General features: G+C 47.4%; 21 protein-coding genes and 1 pseudogene. 6 read left to right on the forward strand and 16 right to left on the reverse strand.

Annotated features, from left to right (window positions below; genetic code table 11):
- The 11 genes from HUF13_RS04445 to HUF13_RS04495 all read right to left on the reverse strand — a co-directional run bounded on the left by HUF13_RS04445 (position 1) and on the right by HUF13_RS04495 (position 9,328).
- A complete protein-coding gene (locus HUF13_RS04445; RefSeq protein WP_173473997.1) occupies positions 1 to 711 on the reverse strand; it encodes a hypothetical protein in 711 nt (236 codons plus the stop codon).
- Between the two features lie 81 nt (positions 712 to 792).
- Positions 793 to 1,806: a quinolinate synthase NadA gene (gene nadA, locus HUF13_RS04450; protein ID WP_173473998.1), complete on the reverse strand. Its 1,014-nt coding sequence runs from the start codon at positions 1,804 to 1,806 to the stop codon at positions 793 to 795.
- Between the two features lie 195 nt (positions 1,807 to 2,001).
- Positions 2,002 to 2,829, reverse strand: coding sequence for a metallophosphoesterase (locus tag HUF13_RS04455; RefSeq protein WP_173473999.1), 828 nt, complete (start codon positions 2,827 to 2,829; stop codon positions 2,002 to 2,004).
- A 318-nt stretch (positions 2,830 to 3,147) separates the two neighbouring features.
- Positions 3,148 to 3,879: a pseudouridine synthase gene (locus tag HUF13_RS04460; RefSeq protein WP_173474000.1), complete on the reverse strand. Its 732-nt coding sequence runs from the start codon at positions 3,877 to 3,879 to the stop codon at positions 3,148 to 3,150.
- A gap of 19 nt (positions 3,880 to 3,898) precedes the next feature.
- Positions 3,899 to 4,996, reverse strand: coding sequence for a phosphatase (locus tag HUF13_RS04465; protein WP_173474001.1), 1,098 nt, complete (start codon positions 4,994 to 4,996; stop codon positions 3,899 to 3,901).
- Complete coding sequence (locus HUF13_RS04470) at positions 4,986 to 5,342, reverse strand: hypothetical protein (protein WP_072827500.1); 357 nt, start codon at positions 5,340 to 5,342, stop codon at positions 4,986 to 4,988. Before HUF13_RS04470 ends, HUF13_RS04465 begins: the two co-directional genes overlap by 11 nt.
- Positions 5,343 to 5,500: 158 nt before the next feature.
- The gene (locus HUF13_RS04475; protein ID WP_173474002.1) at positions 5,501 to 5,854 is read right to left on the reverse strand and encodes a hypothetical protein; all 354 of its coding nucleotides are present in this window, start codon (positions 5,852 to 5,854) and stop codon (positions 5,501 to 5,503) included.
- Between the two features lie 245 nt (positions 5,855 to 6,099).
- Positions 6,100 to 6,843 (reverse strand): 3-methyl-2-oxobutanoate hydroxymethyltransferase, encoded by a 744-nt coding sequence (panB, locus tag HUF13_RS04480; RefSeq protein ID WP_173474003.1) that lies wholly within the window; start codon positions 6,841 to 6,843, stop codon positions 6,100 to 6,102.
- 497 nt (positions 6,844 to 7,340) lie between these two features.
- Positions 7,341 to 8,126 carry a DNA repair protein RecO gene (gene recO / locus HUF13_RS04485; protein WP_173474004.1) on the reverse strand — a complete coding sequence of 262 codons (786 nt, stop codon included), beginning with the start codon at positions 8,124 to 8,126 and terminating at the stop codon, positions 7,341 to 7,343.
- A gap of 137 nt (positions 8,127 to 8,263) precedes the next feature.
- On the reverse strand, positions 8,264 to 8,620 hold the full coding sequence (locus HUF13_RS04490; protein WP_072827496.1) for a histidine triad nucleotide-binding protein: 357 nt from the start codon (positions 8,618 to 8,620) through the stop codon (positions 8,264 to 8,266).
- 27 nt (positions 8,621 to 8,647) lie between these two features.
- Positions 8,648 to 9,328 (reverse strand): hypothetical protein, encoded by a 681-nt coding sequence (locus tag HUF13_RS04495; protein WP_173474005.1) that lies wholly within the window; start codon positions 9,326 to 9,328, stop codon positions 8,648 to 8,650.
- A 93-nt stretch (positions 9,329 to 9,421) separates the two neighbouring features.
- On the opposite strand from HUF13_RS04495, the gene HUF13_RS04500 reads away from it, so the two are divergent.
- The gene (locus HUF13_RS04500; RefSeq protein WP_173474006.1) at positions 9,422 to 10,399 is read left to right on the forward strand and encodes a lysophospholipid acyltransferase family protein; all 978 of its coding nucleotides are present in this window, start codon (positions 9,422 to 9,424) and stop codon (positions 10,397 to 10,399) included.
- A gap of 117 nt (positions 10,400 to 10,516) precedes the next feature.
- Positions 10,517 to 11,164 (forward strand): hypothetical protein, encoded by a 648-nt coding sequence (locus HUF13_RS04505; RefSeq protein WP_304038813.1) that lies wholly within the window; start codon positions 10,517 to 10,519, stop codon positions 11,162 to 11,164.
- A gap of 81 nt (positions 11,165 to 11,245) precedes the next feature.
- Here HUF13_RS04505 and HUF13_RS04510 read toward each other — a convergent pair whose 3' ends face one another.
- Positions 11,246 to 11,464, reverse strand: a complete 219-nt coding sequence (locus HUF13_RS04510) for a hypothetical protein (RefSeq protein WP_304038814.1) — start codon at positions 11,462 to 11,464, stop codon at positions 11,246 to 11,248.
- A 161-nt stretch (positions 11,465 to 11,625) separates the two neighbouring features.
- Between HUF13_RS04510 and HUF13_RS04515 the strand changes: the two genes are divergently transcribed.
- Positions 11,626 to 13,650, forward strand: a complete 2,025-nt coding sequence (locus tag HUF13_RS04515; protein WP_173474007.1) for a carbohydrate-binding domain-containing protein — start codon at positions 11,626 to 11,628, stop codon at positions 13,648 to 13,650.
- Between the two features lie 117 nt (positions 13,651 to 13,767).
- Here HUF13_RS04515 and HUF13_RS04520 read toward each other — a convergent pair whose 3' ends face one another.
- The 3 genes from HUF13_RS04520 to HUF13_RS04530 all read right to left on the reverse strand — a co-directional run bounded on the left by HUF13_RS04520 (position 13,768) and on the right by HUF13_RS04530 (position 16,376).
- Positions 13,768 to 14,409 (reverse strand): HAD family phosphatase, encoded by a 642-nt coding sequence (locus tag HUF13_RS04520; protein ID WP_173474008.1) that lies wholly within the window; start codon positions 14,407 to 14,409, stop codon positions 13,768 to 13,770.
- 22 nt (positions 14,410 to 14,431) lie between these two features.
- Positions 14,432 to 15,229 (reverse strand): EI24 domain-containing protein, encoded by a 798-nt coding sequence (locus tag HUF13_RS04525; RefSeq protein WP_304038815.1) that lies wholly within the window; start codon positions 15,227 to 15,229, stop codon positions 14,432 to 14,434.
- 154 nt (positions 15,230 to 15,383) lie between these two features.
- Positions 15,384 to 16,376, reverse strand: coding sequence for a glycoside hydrolase family 11 protein (locus HUF13_RS04530; protein ID WP_304038816.1), 993 nt, complete (start codon positions 16,374 to 16,376; stop codon positions 15,384 to 15,386).
- 240 nt (positions 16,377 to 16,616) lie between these two features.
- Between HUF13_RS04530 and HUF13_RS04535 the strand changes: the two genes are divergently transcribed.
- From HUF13_RS04535 to HUF13_RS04545, 3 genes and pseudogenes are all read left to right on the forward strand, one after another.
- A complete protein-coding gene (locus HUF13_RS04535; protein WP_173474009.1) occupies positions 16,617 to 16,859 on the forward strand; it encodes a hypothetical protein in 243 nt (80 codons plus the stop codon).
- Positions 16,860 to 16,865: 6 nt separating this feature from the next.
- Complete coding sequence (locus tag HUF13_RS04540; protein ID WP_173474010.1) at positions 16,866 to 17,495, forward strand: hypothetical protein; 630 nt, start codon at positions 16,866 to 16,868, stop codon at positions 17,493 to 17,495.
- 72 nt (positions 17,496 to 17,567) lie between these two features.
- A pseudogene (locus tag HUF13_RS04545) lies at positions 17,568 to 18,875 on the forward strand (O-antigen polymerase).
- 130 nt (positions 18,876 to 19,005) lie between these two features.
- Here the strand turns inward: HUF13_RS04545 and HUF13_RS04550 are convergent.
- Positions 19,006 to 19,284, reverse strand: a complete 279-nt coding sequence (locus HUF13_RS04550; RefSeq protein WP_173474011.1) for a hypothetical protein — start codon at positions 19,282 to 19,284, stop codon at positions 19,006 to 19,008.
- Between the last annotated feature and the right edge of the window lie 29 nt (positions 19,285 to 19,313).

The following is a 19,313-nucleotide window of genomic DNA, read 5'->3' on the forward strand; positions in this document are numbered from 1 at the left end:
TTAAAACTGTACCATCGCGTTGATGGACATGGCTATGTAGGTTTGCCAAAAATAGCTGTTGTGGTCTTTGACTCCGTTATTCTTTTTGCCAAATTCGATAGTTCCGCTATTATCCGTATTGACTGATTTATACCAGTTCTCGTAAAAACGCACGGATGGAGATAAGCAGAAAAAGTCCGTAATATAATAGCGGATGTTTGCGATTATTGCAACGGCCGAACCCTTTAAGCTGGAATCGAAAAATTCTTTGCCATTGCTAGAGGTGTTTTTTTCGATATTCATGCTGGAAAATGAGTAGCCGAGACCTACACCCACTTGGAAATATTCGGGAAAGAAAAAGTTATAGGTGGCTTCGAGTCCGAATCGCCAATAGCTTATGTCTTGTTCTTTCATTTCTTTGGGATTGTTATCGATAGAGCCCGTTGTAGACCAGTATTGGAATGATAACCCGAAAGAAAATTCGCGGATATTCACGCCGAGGTTATAGTCGGGGGTTAGAAGAATTTTATTTTGCGGAAAATTGACGATTTCTGTATTACCTTCTTTATCGGTAATTTTAAGTACTCTGGAAAAAAAATCACCGCGGTTTGCCATAATGCCAATGCCGATACTGGCATAATAAGAACGTGGCCACTGCGCAAAATCGCCTTCGCTGGGTTGCGCCCAAACAACTCCTACCCAAAAAGCTAATGCCAAAAGAATTTTTTTCATCACAATCCTCCCTTTAAAAAAGCACCCTTAATTTAGAAATTTAAGGGTGCCTTGGTATAATTTGTAATGTATTATGGCGCGTTATTCAGCGTATTTGAACATCGCGTCGATGCACTTCTTGGCTTTCACGCGCACATCTTCGTTAAGCGAGATGTGTTCTGCCTTTTCGGGGTGGCGGAGTGCTTCCAAGATGTTTTCGAGGGAGTTCGATTTCATGTACTTGCACATGCAGCAGCTACCGATAAAGTTCATGTCGGGGTGCTCGTAGTGCATGCGGGCATTGAGGCCGCATTCCGTGAGGAGCAAGATGCAACTGTCCTTGGGCTGCTGGTTGATGTAGCTGACCATTTGGCCCGTGCTTCCGACGTAGTCGCTGAGCATGGCAACCGACGGATTGCATTCCGGGTGGCTGATTACCTTGAGATTCGGGTTTTGGCTACGGAAGAACTGGATCAAATCCGGGTCGTAGTTTTCGTGAACGTAGCAGCAGCCGTTATAGAGCTTGATATCCTTCTTGACTCCGCGACGCTTCATTTCGTCGATGATGTTCTGGCCCATGAGGGCGTCCGGTACAAAGTAAATCTTGTCGGACGGGATTGTTTCGACAATGTGCATCACGTTACCGCTAGTCACGCAAACGTCGCAGGCTGCTTTCACGTCGGCGGTCGTGTTGATATAGCAAACGAACGTGTAGTCCGGATTCTGCTTGCGGAGTTCTTCGACGTCCTTGCCGGTAATGGAATCGGCGAGACTGCAACCCGTGAGCGGGCCTGGAATGATGACGTCTTTCTGCGGGTTTAAAATCTTGGCGGTTTCGCCCATGAAACGCACGGCAGAGAAGAGAATCGTCTTTTGCTGGACGGTTGTGGCGTCTTTGCTGAGTTTGAAGCTATCGCCAGTGAAGTCGGCAACGCCCAAGAGAATTTCAGGAGCGCAATAGCTGTGGGCGAGAATAACGGTGTCCTGCTGCTTTTTGAGCTCGTTGATTTCGTTGATGAGCGGGAGCATCTTTTCCACCTTTTCCATGGTGTAGGTGCAAAGGGCTGCGCCCGGCTTGACGGACTTGAGACGATTGTAAAGTTCTTCTGCTGTCATTGTTGATTCCGTGAAATGTAATTTCCTAGATGAAAGATAGTAATTTTAGTAGGAAGTAGGATGTAAGAAGTAGGAAGGGATTTAAAAGTGGTTAGTAAACAGTATGCTATAGGAAGGGCTTATAATCGCGGCTTTGCCGCCTAACTATTCCTGTCTACTGTCTACTGCCTACTGTTTACTGCGCCGCAGGCGCCGCTAGTATCCAGCCCATTCAGCGCTGATGGAGGGGCTTGCTTTGCGGATGTTTTTTTCTTCAGAAGTTTCTTCCTTGCGGGCGATGTCGCCGTTAGCGATGCGTTCCTTGATTTCGTCAAATGTTTTGGGAGGTACTGAATCTGGAGTATTGTCGCCGAGCACTTTGCAGGGGGCCGCTTCGGATTCTTTTGCCTTGTCTTTCACGGGCGTGTATTCGCGGAGCGCTTCGACGGTGTAGAATTTGTCTTCTTCGGGGCACCATGCGGTAAGCGCCTTGCCATAGCAGCAACCGGAATCAAGACCGATAAATCCGGGAATGTTCACGAAGCCTTTCTTGGCCCAATGTCCAAAGACAACAGTCTTGTTCCAAGAGACTTGTTCATACCAGGGCTTGTCATTCCAGTTGCGGATGGAAAGGAGCACTTCGGGGCTCATGTCTTCGAGGCGCGTTTTGCCCGGTTCGAGTCCGGCGTGTACGAGCAAGGCGTGCGGCGTATCGCGCCAAAGCGGCCAGTTCTTGACGGTATCGCGAATGTAGACCCATTCATCGAGCGTGAGCGCCTTGAAGCGTTTTTTCTGCTTTTCGGTCCATTGGCTTTTGGGTGTATCCATCATGCGGATGAGGTGTTCCTCGTGGTTTCCACGGACGGTCAAAATGCCAATTTCTTCGACAATGCGCATGGCGCGAAGCATGTCGGGGCCTTTGTTGATAATATCGCCGGTTTGGAAGATGGTATCGTTACCGCGGACAAATCCGAACTTGTCAATCATTTCGGAAAGCTCATCAGCACAACCATGCACATCACCGATGTAGAGAGTACGTTTCATTTTTTAGTAGACAGTAGGAAGTAGGCGGTAGGAAGTAGTTTGGTAATGGGGTCGCACTAAAGTGCTTTGGGCTCGCTTCGCTTTGGGGTAAGGGGTCGCTTCGATGATAGACGAAAGACGATAGACGAAAGACGAATAATCGCGGCTTCGCCGCCTAGTAAAAATTTTTTGCTCGTTGCACATTGCTATAATCTCTCGTCTTTACTCTTCGAGTCAAAACTTTTCGGCTCGGTTATATCGGCAATCGTACTTGCCGATGTGACTCTCGCCTCTCTCTCGTCTTTCGTCTATAGCCCGCTGTGGCGGGCGTTCTTTCGTCTATAAATGCACTGCTTGTCGCAATTTGTTCATTTCATTTGGCGTGAGTTCGCGGAACTCGCCTGCGGGCAAATCGCCGAGTTGAATTTGGCAATAGCTCACGCGTTTGAGGTCGCGAATTTCATAACCGACGGCACGCATCATGCGGCGGATTTCGCGGTTTTTGCCTTCGATAAGCACCAGTTCTGCAAAACCATTTTCGAGGTACACGTCTGTTGCAAAGGCGATTTCTTCGGGTGCGTCAGGATCTTCGGGGTCGCGGATGTCTACGCCATCGACTAAACGCTGGGCAGCAGATTCGCTGAGCTGGCGCGTTGTCCACACGTAATAACTGCGCGGCACTTCGAAGCTCGGGTGCGTGAGACGGTAAAGCAATTCGCCATCGTCGGTGAACAGCAAAAGGCCGCGGCTCTGCAAGTCGAGTCGTCCAACGTATTTAAAGTTGTGGTATCCCGGCGGCAAGTAATCGTAAACCGTGCGGCGGCCTTGCGGGTCGTCCTTGGTGCAGACGCAACCTGCGGGCTTGTGGAACATGATGACTTTGGTCTTCTTGTTCGTGGATATCTTCAATGGCTTTCCATCGATAGAAACCTGGTCCTTTGTTTCGTCCACTTGATGGCCGAGGTCGGAGATTGTTTCTCCGTTCACCTGTACGCGACCGCTGGCGACGAGTTCGTCGGCGGCACGGCGGCTAGCAAAACCACTGAGAGAAATGTACTTGTTGATACGCATAATTTTTTAGCCCCGTCTTTTATTTTTCATCCCCGTCTGCGTTTTTGTCATCACGGTCTTCGGTTGGTGAGTCTGTCGAACCATCAGTTTTCTTTAAAAATGCCGGGCGTTTCTTTGGCTTTTGTTCCGGTTCTTTTTCAGGCGGGTAGAGCAAACCGAATCGCAGCCCTGCCGTACTGATCTTGAACGTTTCGACGCGGAGTTTTTCAAGGAGCGAACGTAACCAGAAAAGTCCGCAAATGATAACTTCGTGGCGGCCATTGCCAAGTCCAGGGAGCATCGCGCGGAGTTCTTTCGAAAGGTTCGTGATGCGCGTGGTGACTGCTTCGAGGTCGGCAAGACTCATTTCGAGACCTTCGATGGCCTTGTAGTCAAAGTTTTGACAATTCAAGAAAACCATGGCGAGTGCCGTGCCTGTACCACCGATAAGGTAGACAGGTTTTTTCGTCATGCCCTTGAACGACAAATCCTTGAAAGTTTCCTTGATAAACTTCTTGTATTCCGGGCCGGGAATTGGGCCCATCGCCTTGAACATTTTGAGGGCGCCAACAGGAATCGAGAATGTCGTTTCGCCGTTGCTGAGTTCTGTGGAACCGCCTCCGATGTCAATTGTAACGTTGCCGGGTCCGTGCCTTTCTTTGACGGAACGGTACGTGAGCTTGCCTTCTTCTTCGCCGGTGATGACGCGTGGCTTGACCCAAACTGCTTTTTCTACGGCTTCAATCACTTCGTCCGGATTTGATGCCTTGCGCATGGCTTCAGTCATGGCAACTGCTTTCAGGTCTGCGCCAAGAGCGTGCAAGTCCATGCGGAACTTGGTCATAATTTGCACAAGTTCTTGAATGCGTTCCGGCGTGATTTTCCCGTGTTCGTAAATATCTTCGCCGAGGCGGCAAACTTCGACCTTTTGGAGTTTCGGCACGAGTGTTTTGCGTGTGGCTGGAACTGCGGGCTTTTCTATCGTTTTTGCCGTCTGTTCGGCATTTTCGGACGCGTTAACGGACTGCGCGATTTCTGTTGATGTCGCGATTTCAACAGGAACATCTTCAAACGCCGCTATCAAAAGAATGCAGCTGTGACTCCCGATGTCGATTGTTGCCTGGAGTTTATTTTCCACTTTCGGCCTCGTCCGTTTTTTCTTCTTGCTGATTCATTTTTTTCAGCATGATGTTTTTCATCTTTTCTGCAAGGGCGCCAGGATTTGTGAGGAACTGTTTGGCGTGTGCAATTGCTTCTTCAACAACGGATTCCGGGTATTTGGAACTCCATGCAGCAACGATGTCGCCCGTTGTGCTGCCGAGCGGTTTCTTTTCGCGGATTTCCTGACCCATCTTGAGAGCTAGCAAAAGTCCGAGCTCGAATGCTTTCGGTTCTGCTTCGGCTTCGATCATCTTTTCGATGCGAGCGATGCGTTCTTCAAAGGGAATGTTCTGCGAATTGGTCAAATCTTTTTCTGAAATCATGCTAACAAAAATAGTAAAGGTGTGGCGTGGCGCCAAAGAATATTAATGTTACAAAGGTATTTGTGGAATAGAAAAAAGAACTTTATGCGGGCGGGGTGCTAATAAAAAAAAGACCCGCAAAAGTTCTGCGGGTCAAAATCGTTGGGGCAAAAAGAAGATTACTTCTTGGTGCTCGGCTTCTTAGCAGCGGCTGGCTTCTTAGCAGCGGCCGGCTTCTTAGCAGCGGCCGGCTTCTTAGCAGCGGCCGGCTTCTTAGCAGCAGACGGCTTCTTGGCAGCAGCCGGCTTCTTAGCAGCGGCCGGCTTTTTAGCGGCGCCCGGCTTCTTAGCAGTGGCCGGTTTCTTAGCCGGCTTCTTAGCTGTAGCTGGCTTTTTCGTAGGCTTCTTAGCAGTGGCCGGTTTCTTAGCCGGCTTCTTAGCTGTAGCTGGCTTTTTCGTAGGCTTCTTAGCGGTGGCCGGTTTCTTAGCCGGTTTTTTTGCAGGCTTCTTAGTAGTAGTTTTTGTTTCAGCCATTTTTTTCTTCCTTTTTTGTTATTTATTTGTTGATACCTGAAAAATAACTTCTTTTTCACAAATAATCAACACTTGTGTTGAAAAAAAGTGAATTTTTTTGAAAAAATTTTGTTATAGAAATCACTTGATTGAAAAGTGATATTTCTTAATGTTTTGAGTAAAGTAAAATCGACCTCATGAGAGATCGATTGCCAAAAAAGAAAGTACTTATTTTGTCTGAAAGCTTGTGTGCAATCACGGTTTGATTACATTCTTGCGTTCACACTTTCGATGTATTTCTTAACTCCTTGAACACCAACGGAATACATGTCTGCGAACTTTGTGGCGAACGGTGGAATTTTGTTCGGATGCATGCCTAGGGCATCGTGCATCACGAGTACATGACCGTCTGTGAACTTGCCTCCACCGATGCCAATTGTCGGAATGCTGATTTCGTCGGTGATTTTTTTGCCGAGTTCTTCGGGAATGTGTTCGAGAACGGTTTCGAAGCAAAGACCGTCAACAAACTTGGCGGCTTCTTCAATGGCGCGAGCTTCTTCTTCGGTGCGGCCTTTCTGCTTGAAGTTCTCTGCGGTTTGCGGTAAAAGCCCAAGATGCCCGCAAACGGGGATTCCTTTTTCGTGCAAAAACTCGAGAACGCCAGCGGGAGTGCCTTCAATTTTCACGCTAGAGGCTCCCACATCCATGAGACGACGGGCGTTGTCGTAGGCGGTTTGCGGATCCTTGTCGCTCAAGTAGGGCATGTCGGCGACAACGTGAGTGTTCGGGGCGCCACGGCAGACTGCAGCTGTGAAGATGAGCATTTCGGTCATGCCGATTTCACGAGTGCTCTTGTAACCGAGCATTGTGTTTGCAAGGCTATCGCCTACGAGGATCTGGTCGATTCCGGCGGCTTCGGCGATTTTTGCGAAGGCGAAGTCGTAAGCGGTAATCATGGAAATCATTTCGTGCTTAGATTTTTTTGCTTTGATATCTTCAGGTGTTAACATGATGACCTCTTCACATTTTTACATTTTCCGAAAATATAAAAAATGTGTTTGATTATGGCTTGCTTTTGTAAAAGCTCTTTTTGAATTGTAAAAGTACTTCATGCGGGCGGGACCCCAGCTCGGAGTTGCGAAGGCCGCACGGGCCCCTCCCTGCACCCTCCCCATCCTTGGCCGACGCTTTTGTCTTATGACGATGTTGTTTTATCAAAATGAGGGCTTATGTCTCGCTTTTGTTGTCGAGATGCTTGTAATTGTTGTTGTAGAATTTTTTTGATAGACGGAATAGTAAACGGAGGGCGGACTGCCAAAGGATATTATTGTTACAAAGGGATTTGCAGGAATAGAATAAAAAAGTACTTCATGCGGGCGGGGCCCCAGCTCGGAGTTGACGCCTACGGCGTCAGCGGCTTCACTCGGTTATGCCGGTCTGCAAACAGCCCGTCGCAACACTCGTTTTGCACGCTACTGCGAAGCGTTGGCGGAATTCAGTGCTTGAATCAATGATAATCAAACAGTTTTCTTGTTTCGTTCAAGAACTTGATGGAATGAATTTCTTTCAAAAATCCGATGTGGTGGCGCAAGTAGGCGAGGAGCGCATTTTCGGTGAATTCGGGGCGCTCGATTTTATCGCCATTGTGTAGGGCCCAAAGTCCGTTTAGCGTTTCTGTTCGTGCGCGAGGATTTTCAACGCCGAGGCATGCGTGGCAAACGAATCCGCCTGTCTCGGGGAAAAAGTCTGCGGCGGGTTTGTCGAGTGTGCGTCCGCAGCGGCAGCAAGTGGTGAGGTCGAGATTGTAACCCCACATGTCACAAGTGTCCAAAAGCCATTGCGCAAAAATGCGCGACTTGTGGGTGCGCGCGGCTATTGTTGACGGCGATTCTGCCGAAGTTGCTGGATTCCCGCAGCTTTCGTTAAATTCGCTGAGCGCTTGATCCAACCGCTCGAATTCTTCTTGCAGCGGGACGCCTTGTGGAGCATAGCGCAAAATCATCTCGGAAATGACCTGCGCTTTCGCAAGATTTAGCAAGTCGTTTCGCAATTCATTGCGCCAATCCAAAAGCGTTGCTTCCTTGATGAACTGCAATTCGGTATTCGGATTTTGCCGAAAGACAACTTCGCTCAACGCAAGCGGATCCAAAGCCCCCCGGAATGGAGATTCCTTTTTCTTGCCGCCCTTGACGATGAACGAAACAATCCCGCTTTCTTCCGTCAGCGCTTTAACGATAAAGCTAGAGTCGCTGTACGGAAAGCGATGAAGAACTATGGCGCGAGTTTTAATCATATTGTTGAGTGGTCAGTAAACAGTGGTTAGTAAACAGTATAGTGAATATCAAGAATCTTTGATTCTATTTTACTAATCACAACTTTCAGCTAACAGCGACAACGTCGCCCTAATCACTAGCCACTAACCACTAATCACTACTTAGCTGGGAACGGAGGCCAGCCCATTTCCTGTCCGCCGACGACGTGCAGGTGGATGTGGAACACGGTTTGACCCGCATCAGCCTTGCAGTTGAACACAAAGCGGGCACCGCCTTCTTCGAGACCGAGGTCCTTCGCGATAAGCTGTGCGCGGTAGAGCATCTTGCCCACGAGTTCGCAATCTTCCGGCTTCATGTCCATGATGGTTGCGATGTGGCGCTTCGGCACGACCAAAAAGTGTACCGGAGCTTGCGGGGCGATGTCATAGAAGGCGAACACATCGTCGTCTTCGTAGATTTTCTTGGAAGGGATTTCACCCTTGATGATTTTGCAGAAAAGGCAATTTTCACTCATAGTATGTATAATAGTAGTAAAAGGAGATTAGGAATTTTCGCGTTGTTTTAAGATTTCTTCCACTTTGCGGTCTAGTAAGTCGTCGAATCGCTTTTGTTGTAACGAACGCCCGTTTGCTATGATGACCTGCATAACTTTTATGTATGAGGCGAAAATCACGGTGGTCAATACAACTAGGGCGAGTCTTCCGGGGAGGAATAAGGACGAGAGGCATGCTGGGATTGAGAGAAACGTAGTGACAATGATGAATGCGAAAATCCATTCTGGAAGAACGGCCGGCTTAATCCCGTATTTCTCGAGCGTCGCGTTTTGCTTATGGAACAAATCCTTGAAAATATATGCGTCAATGAAAGGACCTAATACGATACCGAGTAAGACCGCTTTTAGTGGGGTGAGCTCAGTGGTGGTGTATTGGTTCTGTTCCTTTACGGCGTAGTAAATCCATATACTGAATTTGTAGGCGTATAAAAGAAAGACTATGAGAAAGAATGCTATAGCGAGACTGGAAAAACAAAAAGCAAAGGATTCTATAGTAGTAAAGGATCCTTTTGTGTAATTTTTGAGCAAATGGATTAAGACTTCGATGGAAACCCAAGCAATTATTGTAAAAACAAGGAATATGAAAGACCATATAATGGCGCTTCTGCCGCGTCGGACGTTCTCTGGCTCGTCTAGAAAGAATGCGCTTTGCGTATTATTGCAAATCATAATAACCTCTAGTAGGTAATTTAGAAATAAAGCCTATTCAAAGTACAAATTATTTCGTTATTGTTTGTTCGATTTTCGTATCTTTAATCCGTAATGGTTTTCTTTGGTAAAATAGCGGCGGCGGTTTTTGCGTGGGGTGCTTATGCGGTGCTTAGGCTTGTGGGCTGGAAGCGTAAAACTGTTTTTGCGAACGTAAAGCATGTGGCGGGCGCTTTGTCTAATGCACTGAACGTGACTAATGCGCCAACTATCGCTCCCGTCAACTACGATGAGCTCTTGTTTAACTTGACTCGCCATGTGGGCGAACTGCTGTTCTGCTTTGGCACTTTCAAAAAGTTGCCGCATGATTTTTCTGCTTACCCGTGTTGCGTGGACGGTTGGAATTTTGCGCTTGACGAGGCTGCCATTCCAGTGCTTGAAAAAATGCGCAAAGGTGGAATTTTTTTGACGGCTCACTACGGCAACTATGAAGCGATGGGGCCGTGGCTTTGCCGCCTTGGAATCCCGCTTGTCGCAAGCTACATTCCTGTAAAGCCGAAATGGCTCAACAACATTCTCGAACGCAAAATTCGTGCGGTCGATGGCCGGAGTTATTCTGTGGATGCTCGGACGCCTCGCGACTTTTTACGGATTTTAAACGATGGCAAACTTTTCTGCCTGCTTGCCGATCAGGACTCCCGCATTCCGAGCGCTCTTTCGGGAACGTTCTTGGGGCAATCGGCGAATGTGAATCCGCTACCGGACTTTTTGCTAGAACATCGCTCGCAGACTCCTGTATTTATTTGTTGGATGGAGGAGCGTTTGGGGGCAGGCGATTCGCCGTGTGAAAGTCGTAAAGTCCGCGTACTCCATGCGATAGAAGTGGAACGCGTGCATGCCCCAAGTTCTGCGCATCTCGAAGATCCTGCGCTTCTCTCGCAATTCGAAAATGAAACGCAAACTGCGCCGAGCGTCGTCAACGCGCAATTCAACAAGTGGCTTGAGCAGCGCATTCTAGAAAATCCAAATCTTTGGTATAGTTTCACGCACCGGCGTTTCTACAGCCAGTCGCCGAAAATTTACGGCGATTAGCGACTTGCGACACTTCTTGCTTGACTTGCGGTACGTTTTGTTATGTTCGTAGCGCGTTTTGTCGTAAATCTTACTATCGTTATATTTATGACTTGGACTCCGCATAAAAAGAAACCTTTGCTCCTTAGAATTTTAGATTGGCTGAGCGATTCCGAAGAATGGCCTGCTTGGGTGCAGTTCTTTTTGTTGCCAAAACCGCTTGGCCGCGAGAACTTCTTTTTTGTGCGCGTTGTTTTGCTTTTGGCGATGGCGTTTTTCTCAGTGCAGGCTTTTTTCGGCGGTTACCAGTCGTGGATTGTTCTGTTCCTGCACAACTTGAACTTGCCTGTTCACGAGACCGGTCACATCGTTTTTAGAATCTTTGGAAGCGAAGTGATGACGTCGCTGGGTGGCTCGCTGTTCCAAATCATTATGCCGCTTGTGTTCTGCTTGGCACTGTGGATCAAACCTCGTGACTTGTTCGGTGCGTCTATTGCGCTTTGGTGGGCGTTCGAAAATTTTATTGATGTGGCGCCTTACATCGAAGACGCTCTCCCGATGAAGCTAACGCTCATTAGCGGCGGTACCGGAGCTGAAGCCCCATACGGATTCCATGACTGGAATTTTATCTTATCCGAAACGGGCTATCTTTTAAAATGTGATACGATTGCGTCGGTCGTTTATGCGATTGGCTATATCGGAATGGCGCTTTGCGTTTTGTGGGGCACTTGGAGCTTAATGTATTATTTTATTTATCAAAAAGAAGACGACGGATTGTTGGATTAGATTTTTTTCGAAAAGTATTAGAATAATGCAATTCCCGTTTTTTAGGGTAGAATGTGTCTACTCTGGTGTCTGCTCTGTTGACTATATAAGATTCATCTCGACGAGGAATCGGTAAAAGCAGAGTACAGCGACTCCGAGAATAAATGTTGTCACGATTACGAATTGCACGGGGTGCTCGTGAAAATCGTAATCCGCCTTGCCATAAGAAAAATTACCACGAACAATGGCGCTGATGAAAAAGGCGAAAAATAAAATGGCAAGTAAAAGTGACATTGCGAACAAAGATAGAAAAGATTGCATAGAATCGAGCGCCTCCTATCGCAAATGTATTTATTCCTTTATATTGTTGCAGATGCGTAATGTAAAAGCCGATGTTGTATTGGGTTCAACGGATTTTTTGTGCAAACAGGCCTGTTTGAGGGGAATAGAATCTATATTACAAAAAAATACAGGAGTGTTCGATGCAATTCAAAAAGTTACCAGTAATAACTGTTTCCGCAGTTTTGAGCTTTGTGGCTTGTTCTGATGATTCTAATCCAATGGAGAGCCCCGGCGGTGAATATGGCGGTGGTGTTTACAGTTCCAGCAGCGAATTTCTGGGCTTTGATCTCTCTAGCGCTGTTGTTCCTGGTGATGAACTTTCCAGTTCAAGTCTTGTAATTCCGGGCAATGATTTTTCTAGTTCTAGCGCCTTGAATCCCGATAATGGGTCGAGCTCTAGCGTTTTTATCCCGGGAGTTTCGAGTTCTAGTGTTGTAATTCCTGGTTTTTCGAGTTCGAGCGTTTTTAATCCAAATAACGGAACTTCTAGTTCCAGTGGTGCGAATTCTGGCGAAGACGAAACTGATTTGGATGATGCTAGAACTTTGAACGGCACGCAGATCCTCCTGAAACTTGCTGGAACAACGGCAGCTGTCGAAAACAACAACGGTTGCGTCACGGTCGAAAACAAAAGCGCAACGATCACTTGCCCGGGCGCCTATTACGTGACTGGCGAATCGTCCGATTTCCAGGTTGTGGTGAATACTCCGGGTACCAATAAAGAAGGCAATACCGGCATTTATCTTTACAATGCGACTTTGAAGAGTTCCGACGCTCCGATTCTTGTGAAAAACGCTGACAAGGCTGTTATCCATTTGGTCAAGGGAACGACCAACGTTGTAGAAGATGGCAAGGGTAGCCATGTGTTTACTACGGTCAATGGCAAACAGGATACCGCAAAGGCAGCAATTTATTCTAAGGATGATTTGAACATCAAGGGCGCTGGAAAGTTGACGGTTACTGCTAATTTCAAAAACGGTATTCAGTCCAGCAACGATCTTAAAATTAAGAACGGCGACATCACTGTGGTGGCTAGCGATGACGGCATTAAGGGCAAGGGCAGCCTCGAAATTTCGGGCGGTACTTTGAACATTACTGCTAAGGCGGGTGACGGTCTCGAAAGTGACGAATGCGTGGAAGATAACAGAGGCGCCTTCAAGGACACGGTGGCCGGCAAGGGCTATGTCGAGATTTCTGGCGGCAACATCACCATCAAGGGACACAAGAGCGGCATCAAGGCGGCCAACTACATTCTCGTAAGTGATTCTACCGAGGCTTCGACAATCAAGATTGAATCCCCGAACAAGGGTATCTCTGCCGAAAAGTACATCTATGTCAACGGCGGCACCATTGACGTGAAGTCGGATTCTTCCGCCATTCGTACCAACTGGCGCGTTTACATGAACGGCGGTGACGTGACCATCTCGACAAAGAAGAAGGGCATCCATGCAGATTCTGCTTTGTACTTGAGAGGTTCTACGATCAACGTCGTTACATCTCTCGAAGCTATTGAGGCTTACGAAATTTTTGCCGAGGGCGGCGTGACTTCTGTGTTTGCGACCAACGACGGCTGGAATGGCGGTGGCGGCCCCAAGAACAATAATAGCTCCATGGCTATGTTCAGCGAAAGCAGTGGCTATATCACCATCAGCGGCGGCTACCATTACATTAGCGTGAAGGGCAACATGGTTGACGGGTTAGATGCTAACGGCACTGCAAAGATGACCGGTGGCGTGGTGATTGTTGAAATCACGGGCCAGAGCTACGAAAACGGCATGGGTGGCGGTGGCTTTAACTTCGGCGGCGGTGGCGGCTGGGGTGGAGGCGGCGGCATGGGCGGCTTCCCGGGCATGGGCGGTCAGCAAGGCGGAAACAATTGCGGCGCCTACAACTTTGCCGGTGGTCTCATCGATACCGATGACGGATTTACAATTACCGGCGGCGTTCTCCTCGCGTTTGGCAACTACACGATGGATGTTCCTGGGTGCACGGCAATGACCTACAACAGCAATAGCTACTACGGTTCCGACAAGGCAGCATTCAAGCCGACATACCAAGGCAATTATATACTTTACGGTGGCGAAGTGAAGTCTGTGGCTCAGGTGCAAACCAGTGGCATGAAGGAAATCAAGTTCCCGAATGGGACAAGCTACATGTACAAGTAATTACCTTGAAATCGGAATTGGATAATCGATATTCAATTCCGATCCAAAATTTAATGCGGGCTGCATCGAGTGATGCGGCCTGTTTTTTTGCAAGAAAGATTTTTGTTGTTTGACGATTTAAATTCCGAGTGCTTTGATCCAATCAACGTCTGGCGTGACGGTAAGCGTTTGCAGTCCGCAGGTGGCTGCAGCGGCAGTGTTCACGGCGCTATCGTCAAGAAAAATTGTTTCGGCGGGGGAGGCTCCGAGTTCACGAATGGCGGTTTTAAAAATTTCGGGATTCGGTTTTTGCAGGTGCATTTCCTGACTCAAGAAAATGCGGTCGAAAAAGTCATCGAGCTTGTTGCCGTTTGCGTTGAACCAATTTTTGCAACAATATTCCCAATGCAGTTCGTTGGTGTTGCTCAAGAGCGAAACGCTTGCGACGCCTTCTGTTTTGCGCAGTTTGCAGAGCGCTTGCAGTTTGTGGTCGGCGATTCCGAGACAAATTGAATTCCAGGCTTCTTCGATATCGCGTGGCGTTGTTGGGGGCGCGGCGCATCTTGTGTTAGAACTCGAAACACACTTGCTTGCAACTTGCTCACAGAACTCAGCGCTCGTGACATACCCGAGCTGGTAATCTTCCATCAGCTTGTAAACAAAACCGCCCGGCTCAAGTTCAGCGGGCGGCAAACCGAGTGCGACAAAGCGTTCGTAAGCATTTTTCATGCGGATGTCCAAGAGGACTCCGCCCAAATCAAAAATGTAGTTCTTGAGCATATTGCAAAAATAGAAAAATGAATTATGCTTGCTTTTCTTTAAATTCAAGTTGCGAAATTGTGGCAGCAACTGCCGAAACACCGCCGATAAAGGCGGCAATGAACGCTCCGCAGAATAGATAAAGAGGCAATGAATACACGGCTCCGTTTGTAAAAGCAATGTATTTTAATTTGTGTGTTTCTTTGCGGCTTTCTTTAGGCGATAAACGCCAACGCTCGAAAGTGTAATCCATAAAACCGTAACCGAAATAGTAAGCGTTGATGATGAAAATTAATATGATTGCAGCGATGCTCCCGACTACGGGTATAAAATTCAAGAGTAGGCAAAGTGCTGTTAAGATGAGTTGCTTGGCCGTGTTGCGAACTGCAATGCGGATGGCTCGCCAAATGTCGCGAATAGTCTGTTTCGTGTCGAATGGAAACTCTTTTCCGGTGAGAATCGTTTCAGTCCTTTCCGAAAGGAGCGTGTAAATAGGCGACATCAAAATGTTGACGATTGTTCCGCCGATGAAAATAAATAGCGCAAAGAAAACGATGGGGAGGATAATCTTGATGGCGACCATGCCTGCGTGGATCCAACCGTTCATGTTTTCGGTGCTGCGTTCGATGATGCCGTTAATCCAGTCGCCAATACCTATGCCCGAAAATACAAGTGCTATAACAACGATGATATTCAAGAGAACTGGAATCAGCAAATATCTAACGAGATGATTCGCCCAAATAAGGCGCAGCGCCTTGATATAAGAGGAAAAGCCTGTTTTGATTTGCTGTGATGTAGGAATGTTTGTTTTTGGCATATCGACTTTCTTTTGCGTGTTCATAAAAAGTGTGCTGTAATTGCTCTTTACTGGAATTCGGTGTTGTTAATATAAAATTTTTATTCGCAATAAACGCGAAAAAGGCGGTATGCATGACCGCCTTTGATATTATCGGTGTGGGTTGACTTATGATATTGAAACTTTTTGCGTTGAAGCCTTATTTGGCAACAACTTTTTTCATGGCGCTTCCTTGCTTGACCATGTAGATGCCGGTACTATGGAACTTGTTCTTAATTGCCGCGCTTAAGCTAGAGCCTTGCGTGATGCTGACCGTTCCAAGCAACTTGCCTTGCATATCGAAAACTTGTAAATTTTGATTTTGGGTTGCCGCAAATTTCGGAGCATGCAATGCTGTACTTGCTTCGCCGGTGTAGACTTTCGCGTAAGCGAAATCGATAGTGCCCGAGGCGTTTCCGTTTTCGGGGTATTGGCCGGCTTCGCCAAGGACCTTTGCTTCGTACATGGAATTGCCGAGTTCGAGTCCGAGACTCTTCCAGCCGTCAAAGTGCGCCGTGATATCAATGGTTCCGCAAGAACGCTTTGTTTTGCGAACGCTGAAATATTGCGTGAACGGCGTGTTGTCGCCTTCGATGGAGCCGCGCTGGACCTTGTCGACATAGACTTCGTAAGTGGCGCCGTCAACCGTGATAGTACCGCGCAGGCCGCATTCGTCGCAACCTTCGGTCGATTTACCGATCCAGTTCGGGCGATACGGACTCCAGTTATCGACGATATACCATTCGATGAGCGGATCCTGCGACCAGCCATAAACGCCGATGTAGGAGTAGGTCACGTTGGAGTAAGTTGAAAATTTGGGGTCGGTCAACTTGAAGTCTGCGAAAAGATGGCCGAGGTCAGTGTACTTGAGCCCGCTATTCATGCCGTAGCGGATTCCTTCGCGGCAAAGGTAGTCGTTCACGTTGCTGAATTCGCAGGAGAACGAACCGTCTGTGTAGAACGTGGCGGAATTGTCGCCGATGTCTGCCCACAATTCGTAATTGTAGTTCCCGATATCGTTGATGCCGTTGCTCGTGATGGTAATGCTTTCACCGCTGTGCGTTGCGGTGTTGCAAAAATCCTGAGCAAAAGCGCCCGTGGCGAAAACGCCAAACAGACCCAATGCGAAAAGGGTACGAAAACCAAACATCATATACGCTCCTGTTATGCCCCAAAATTAACTTAAGGAACGGAGGGGTGGATGGCTTTGTATGCGCTTAAATGGAAAAGTGTTGCAAGTGTTTTTATTCTGCGTTTACTTTTTGTCGTTTTGCTTGATGACTCGGTCGAGTTAATCTTGTCCTTGTTTTCAAAATTATTGTCTTTTTGTTCCATAGCTTTTGGGTGTTATTTTTTTTGTGTGTTCCTCTTTTATGTCAACAACAATTAGTTTATGAAAATGCGAGACGTTGATTTTGTTGAAATCTGCCTGCAGATTCTGAACAATGACTTGAAGCATTTTAGGTTTGTTGCTGCTTTTGTCCTTATCCCAACCATTGTCGTCTTTGTTTTGTTTGTGTGGGTTGTGAATCCCAAGTATGCGGCTTCGGCGATTGTTGCCCCACCTGCTAATTCTCCGTCGATGGTGGAATTGTTGAGTGGTATGTTGGGCGGTTCTTCTAGTATGATTTCGTAGCAGGGCTTGTACGAGACTGGCAATGACGAAAAAGCGGTGTGGACGATTCTCAATTCTTGGGAGTTGCACTATATGGTCGTTGAGCGGTTTAACCTTGCGGAGCATTATGGGCTCAAAGGGAGAAAACGCGCCGACTTGCTCAATGAGTTTCGCAAAAATTTCGGTCTTAAGCGCAACAAGGAGGAAATGTTTTTTGTCTATTTCAAGGATGCGGATTCCAGGCTTGCGGTACAGATTGTGGAGTTCGTCCTTGAAAAGGCCGATTCGGTTTTCAACGCTTTCAAAACCAGGCAGGCTCGCCAGGCCAGTGCGTATCTCCAGTCCAGGCTAGATTCTTGCAAACATGTGCTCGATTCACTGGTCAGCGACTTTGTCAAATTCCAGGTGGTAAACGATGTTTACGAATCGAGTATGCAGTTCGATGCAACAATCAAGTATTTGAGCGGATTGCAGAACATTCGTGAAGAAGTGGACTTGGAGCTAAACTTCGAAAAGTTGGACCGTGGCGAGAGCAGCAAACGCTACCAGGAACTTTTAAAGAGGATGATGGGGGTGAATTCTGCTTTTGCTGGAACGCTCAATGGCATGCTCAGCGACATCGGTATCATAAAACTCCAAAAGTCTCCGCAATTTTAAGGAGTGCGTGCGTTCCGAAGGCCTTGCTGGCAGTGTATGGACATGATGTTTGCTTGTCCTGAATCAAGCGTGATGTTTACGCTTGCCATTGCGACGGTCGTCATCGTTTCGAGATTCAAGGAAGATTTCTTTCGACCATCGACCTTGTATTTTCTCGTACAGATGATTATGCTCGGCATATCGTATTTGCAGTTTTGGCCCATGATGTCGGATTTTAACTATTCGACATGGCTAGTGTGGGGCGGCGGCATGTTCTGTTTTATGGCGGGATGTTTTTTGGTGGATTTTGCATGGCGTTCGTCCGGCGGTCCCCCGTTACAGAGTAAATTAAAGTTGCATGGCGAGTACGACTGGGTGTGCCATTTTTTCCTCAGTTTCTTGGCGTTCGCGTATTTCTTGGTGGGTGTTGTTGGCGTGATTGCTGTTGTGGGGAACTTGGTCCTCTTGACGGATAACCCATCGCGATGGCTCTCGGGTAAGGACTGCGAAGTGCTTAGATATGCGGACTTTTTTACTTCGGGCGCAATGGTGGTTGGGCTTTTTGCGGTGGCTTCGTTCAAGTCGATAAACCCGGTGCGCTGGGTGCGCAATGCGTCACGATTTATGGTTGTGTTAACGATAGTGCTCTCGTTTATGACATACCCGAGCCGAGGTATCAATATGCTTTGCCTTGGCATGCTTGTAATTCAGTTCAACTATTTTCGCGGACGTTTTTCGTGGCGTTCGATTCCTGTAGCCATGGTTTTTATTTGTGTCTTCTTTGTGGTTGTCGGGTCGCTTAAAGGGCAGTACGGTTATTACGACATAACCAATGAGTGAAAGGCGAAGGAGACGGCTTTGCTGTTGTATAAATATGTGGCGAACGATTACTGAAATCTTGATTATGCGTTTAATCGCACAAGCGATATTCCCGAACACGAATGGACGTATGGCATAGATGCATTCTTTGGAATCACGTATTTGATGCATATCGGAGACGGAATCCAACAAAGTTTTGGGTGGGATTCACCTTATAATGAAAGCGTGGTGAAATGCACAGGGTTGAATACGATTCCGTACTTGTGGGACGCCTACAAGGATTTCGGACTTCCTGGAATATTCCTACTGCCATTTACCTTTGGCATGCTCTTTACGTTCTCTTGTCATAGAATGGCTGTTGCCAAGACTCCGTTGACTCTTCTATTGACATCGACTTTTATGATGTGGATAATCCTGTGGAACTTTACTACGGGGTATAAGCAAAGTATGTATTGGGTGTGGATGTTCTTTTTCTTCTTTGTGTGCACCGTCAGCAGTGGCCGCCCTGTTTTGCTGAAGGCTCACGAAGTTAACCTATACGCAATTTCGTCGCAAAACGAGCGCGACTGCAACGACTGTTGAGTTCGTTCTGTGGCAAGAGCCAAAGGTAGGACCTCCTTCGGATTCTACAGCGGCAATTGATTCTGGGGTTGTTTTGTGAAATTGCTTACCTTTTGGATTGCCGCCGAGTCTTCCTTTGGATTTGTCTCCGTTATGCTGCTAATGTTGAATTGATTTCGGGAGAGCGGCTAGTTCGAATCCGTCCTGATAGAATTAGATATTGCCGTAGGTAACGGAAATAATCGCGACGGAAATTATCGTATGTTTTGGAATCGCTCGGCGTGCTGGGAACCACGATGGTTTTATTTGCGCCCTTCGCCTTGTGACGAATGATGACGTGTTTACCGTGGCGGACGATTTCCCATTGGCCAGAATGGATCAGGTTTTGAACGAAATCGCGGATGTTTTTATCGCTAGAAATATAAGGCATGTAGACCTCCTGGGTTGAACGCCTGGGAA

It is taken from the genome of Fibrobacter succinogenes (assembly GCF_902779965.1).
Taxonomy (GTDB): Bacteria; Fibrobacterota; Fibrobacteria; order Fibrobacterales; family Fibrobacteraceae; genus Fibrobacter; species Fibrobacter succinogenes_F.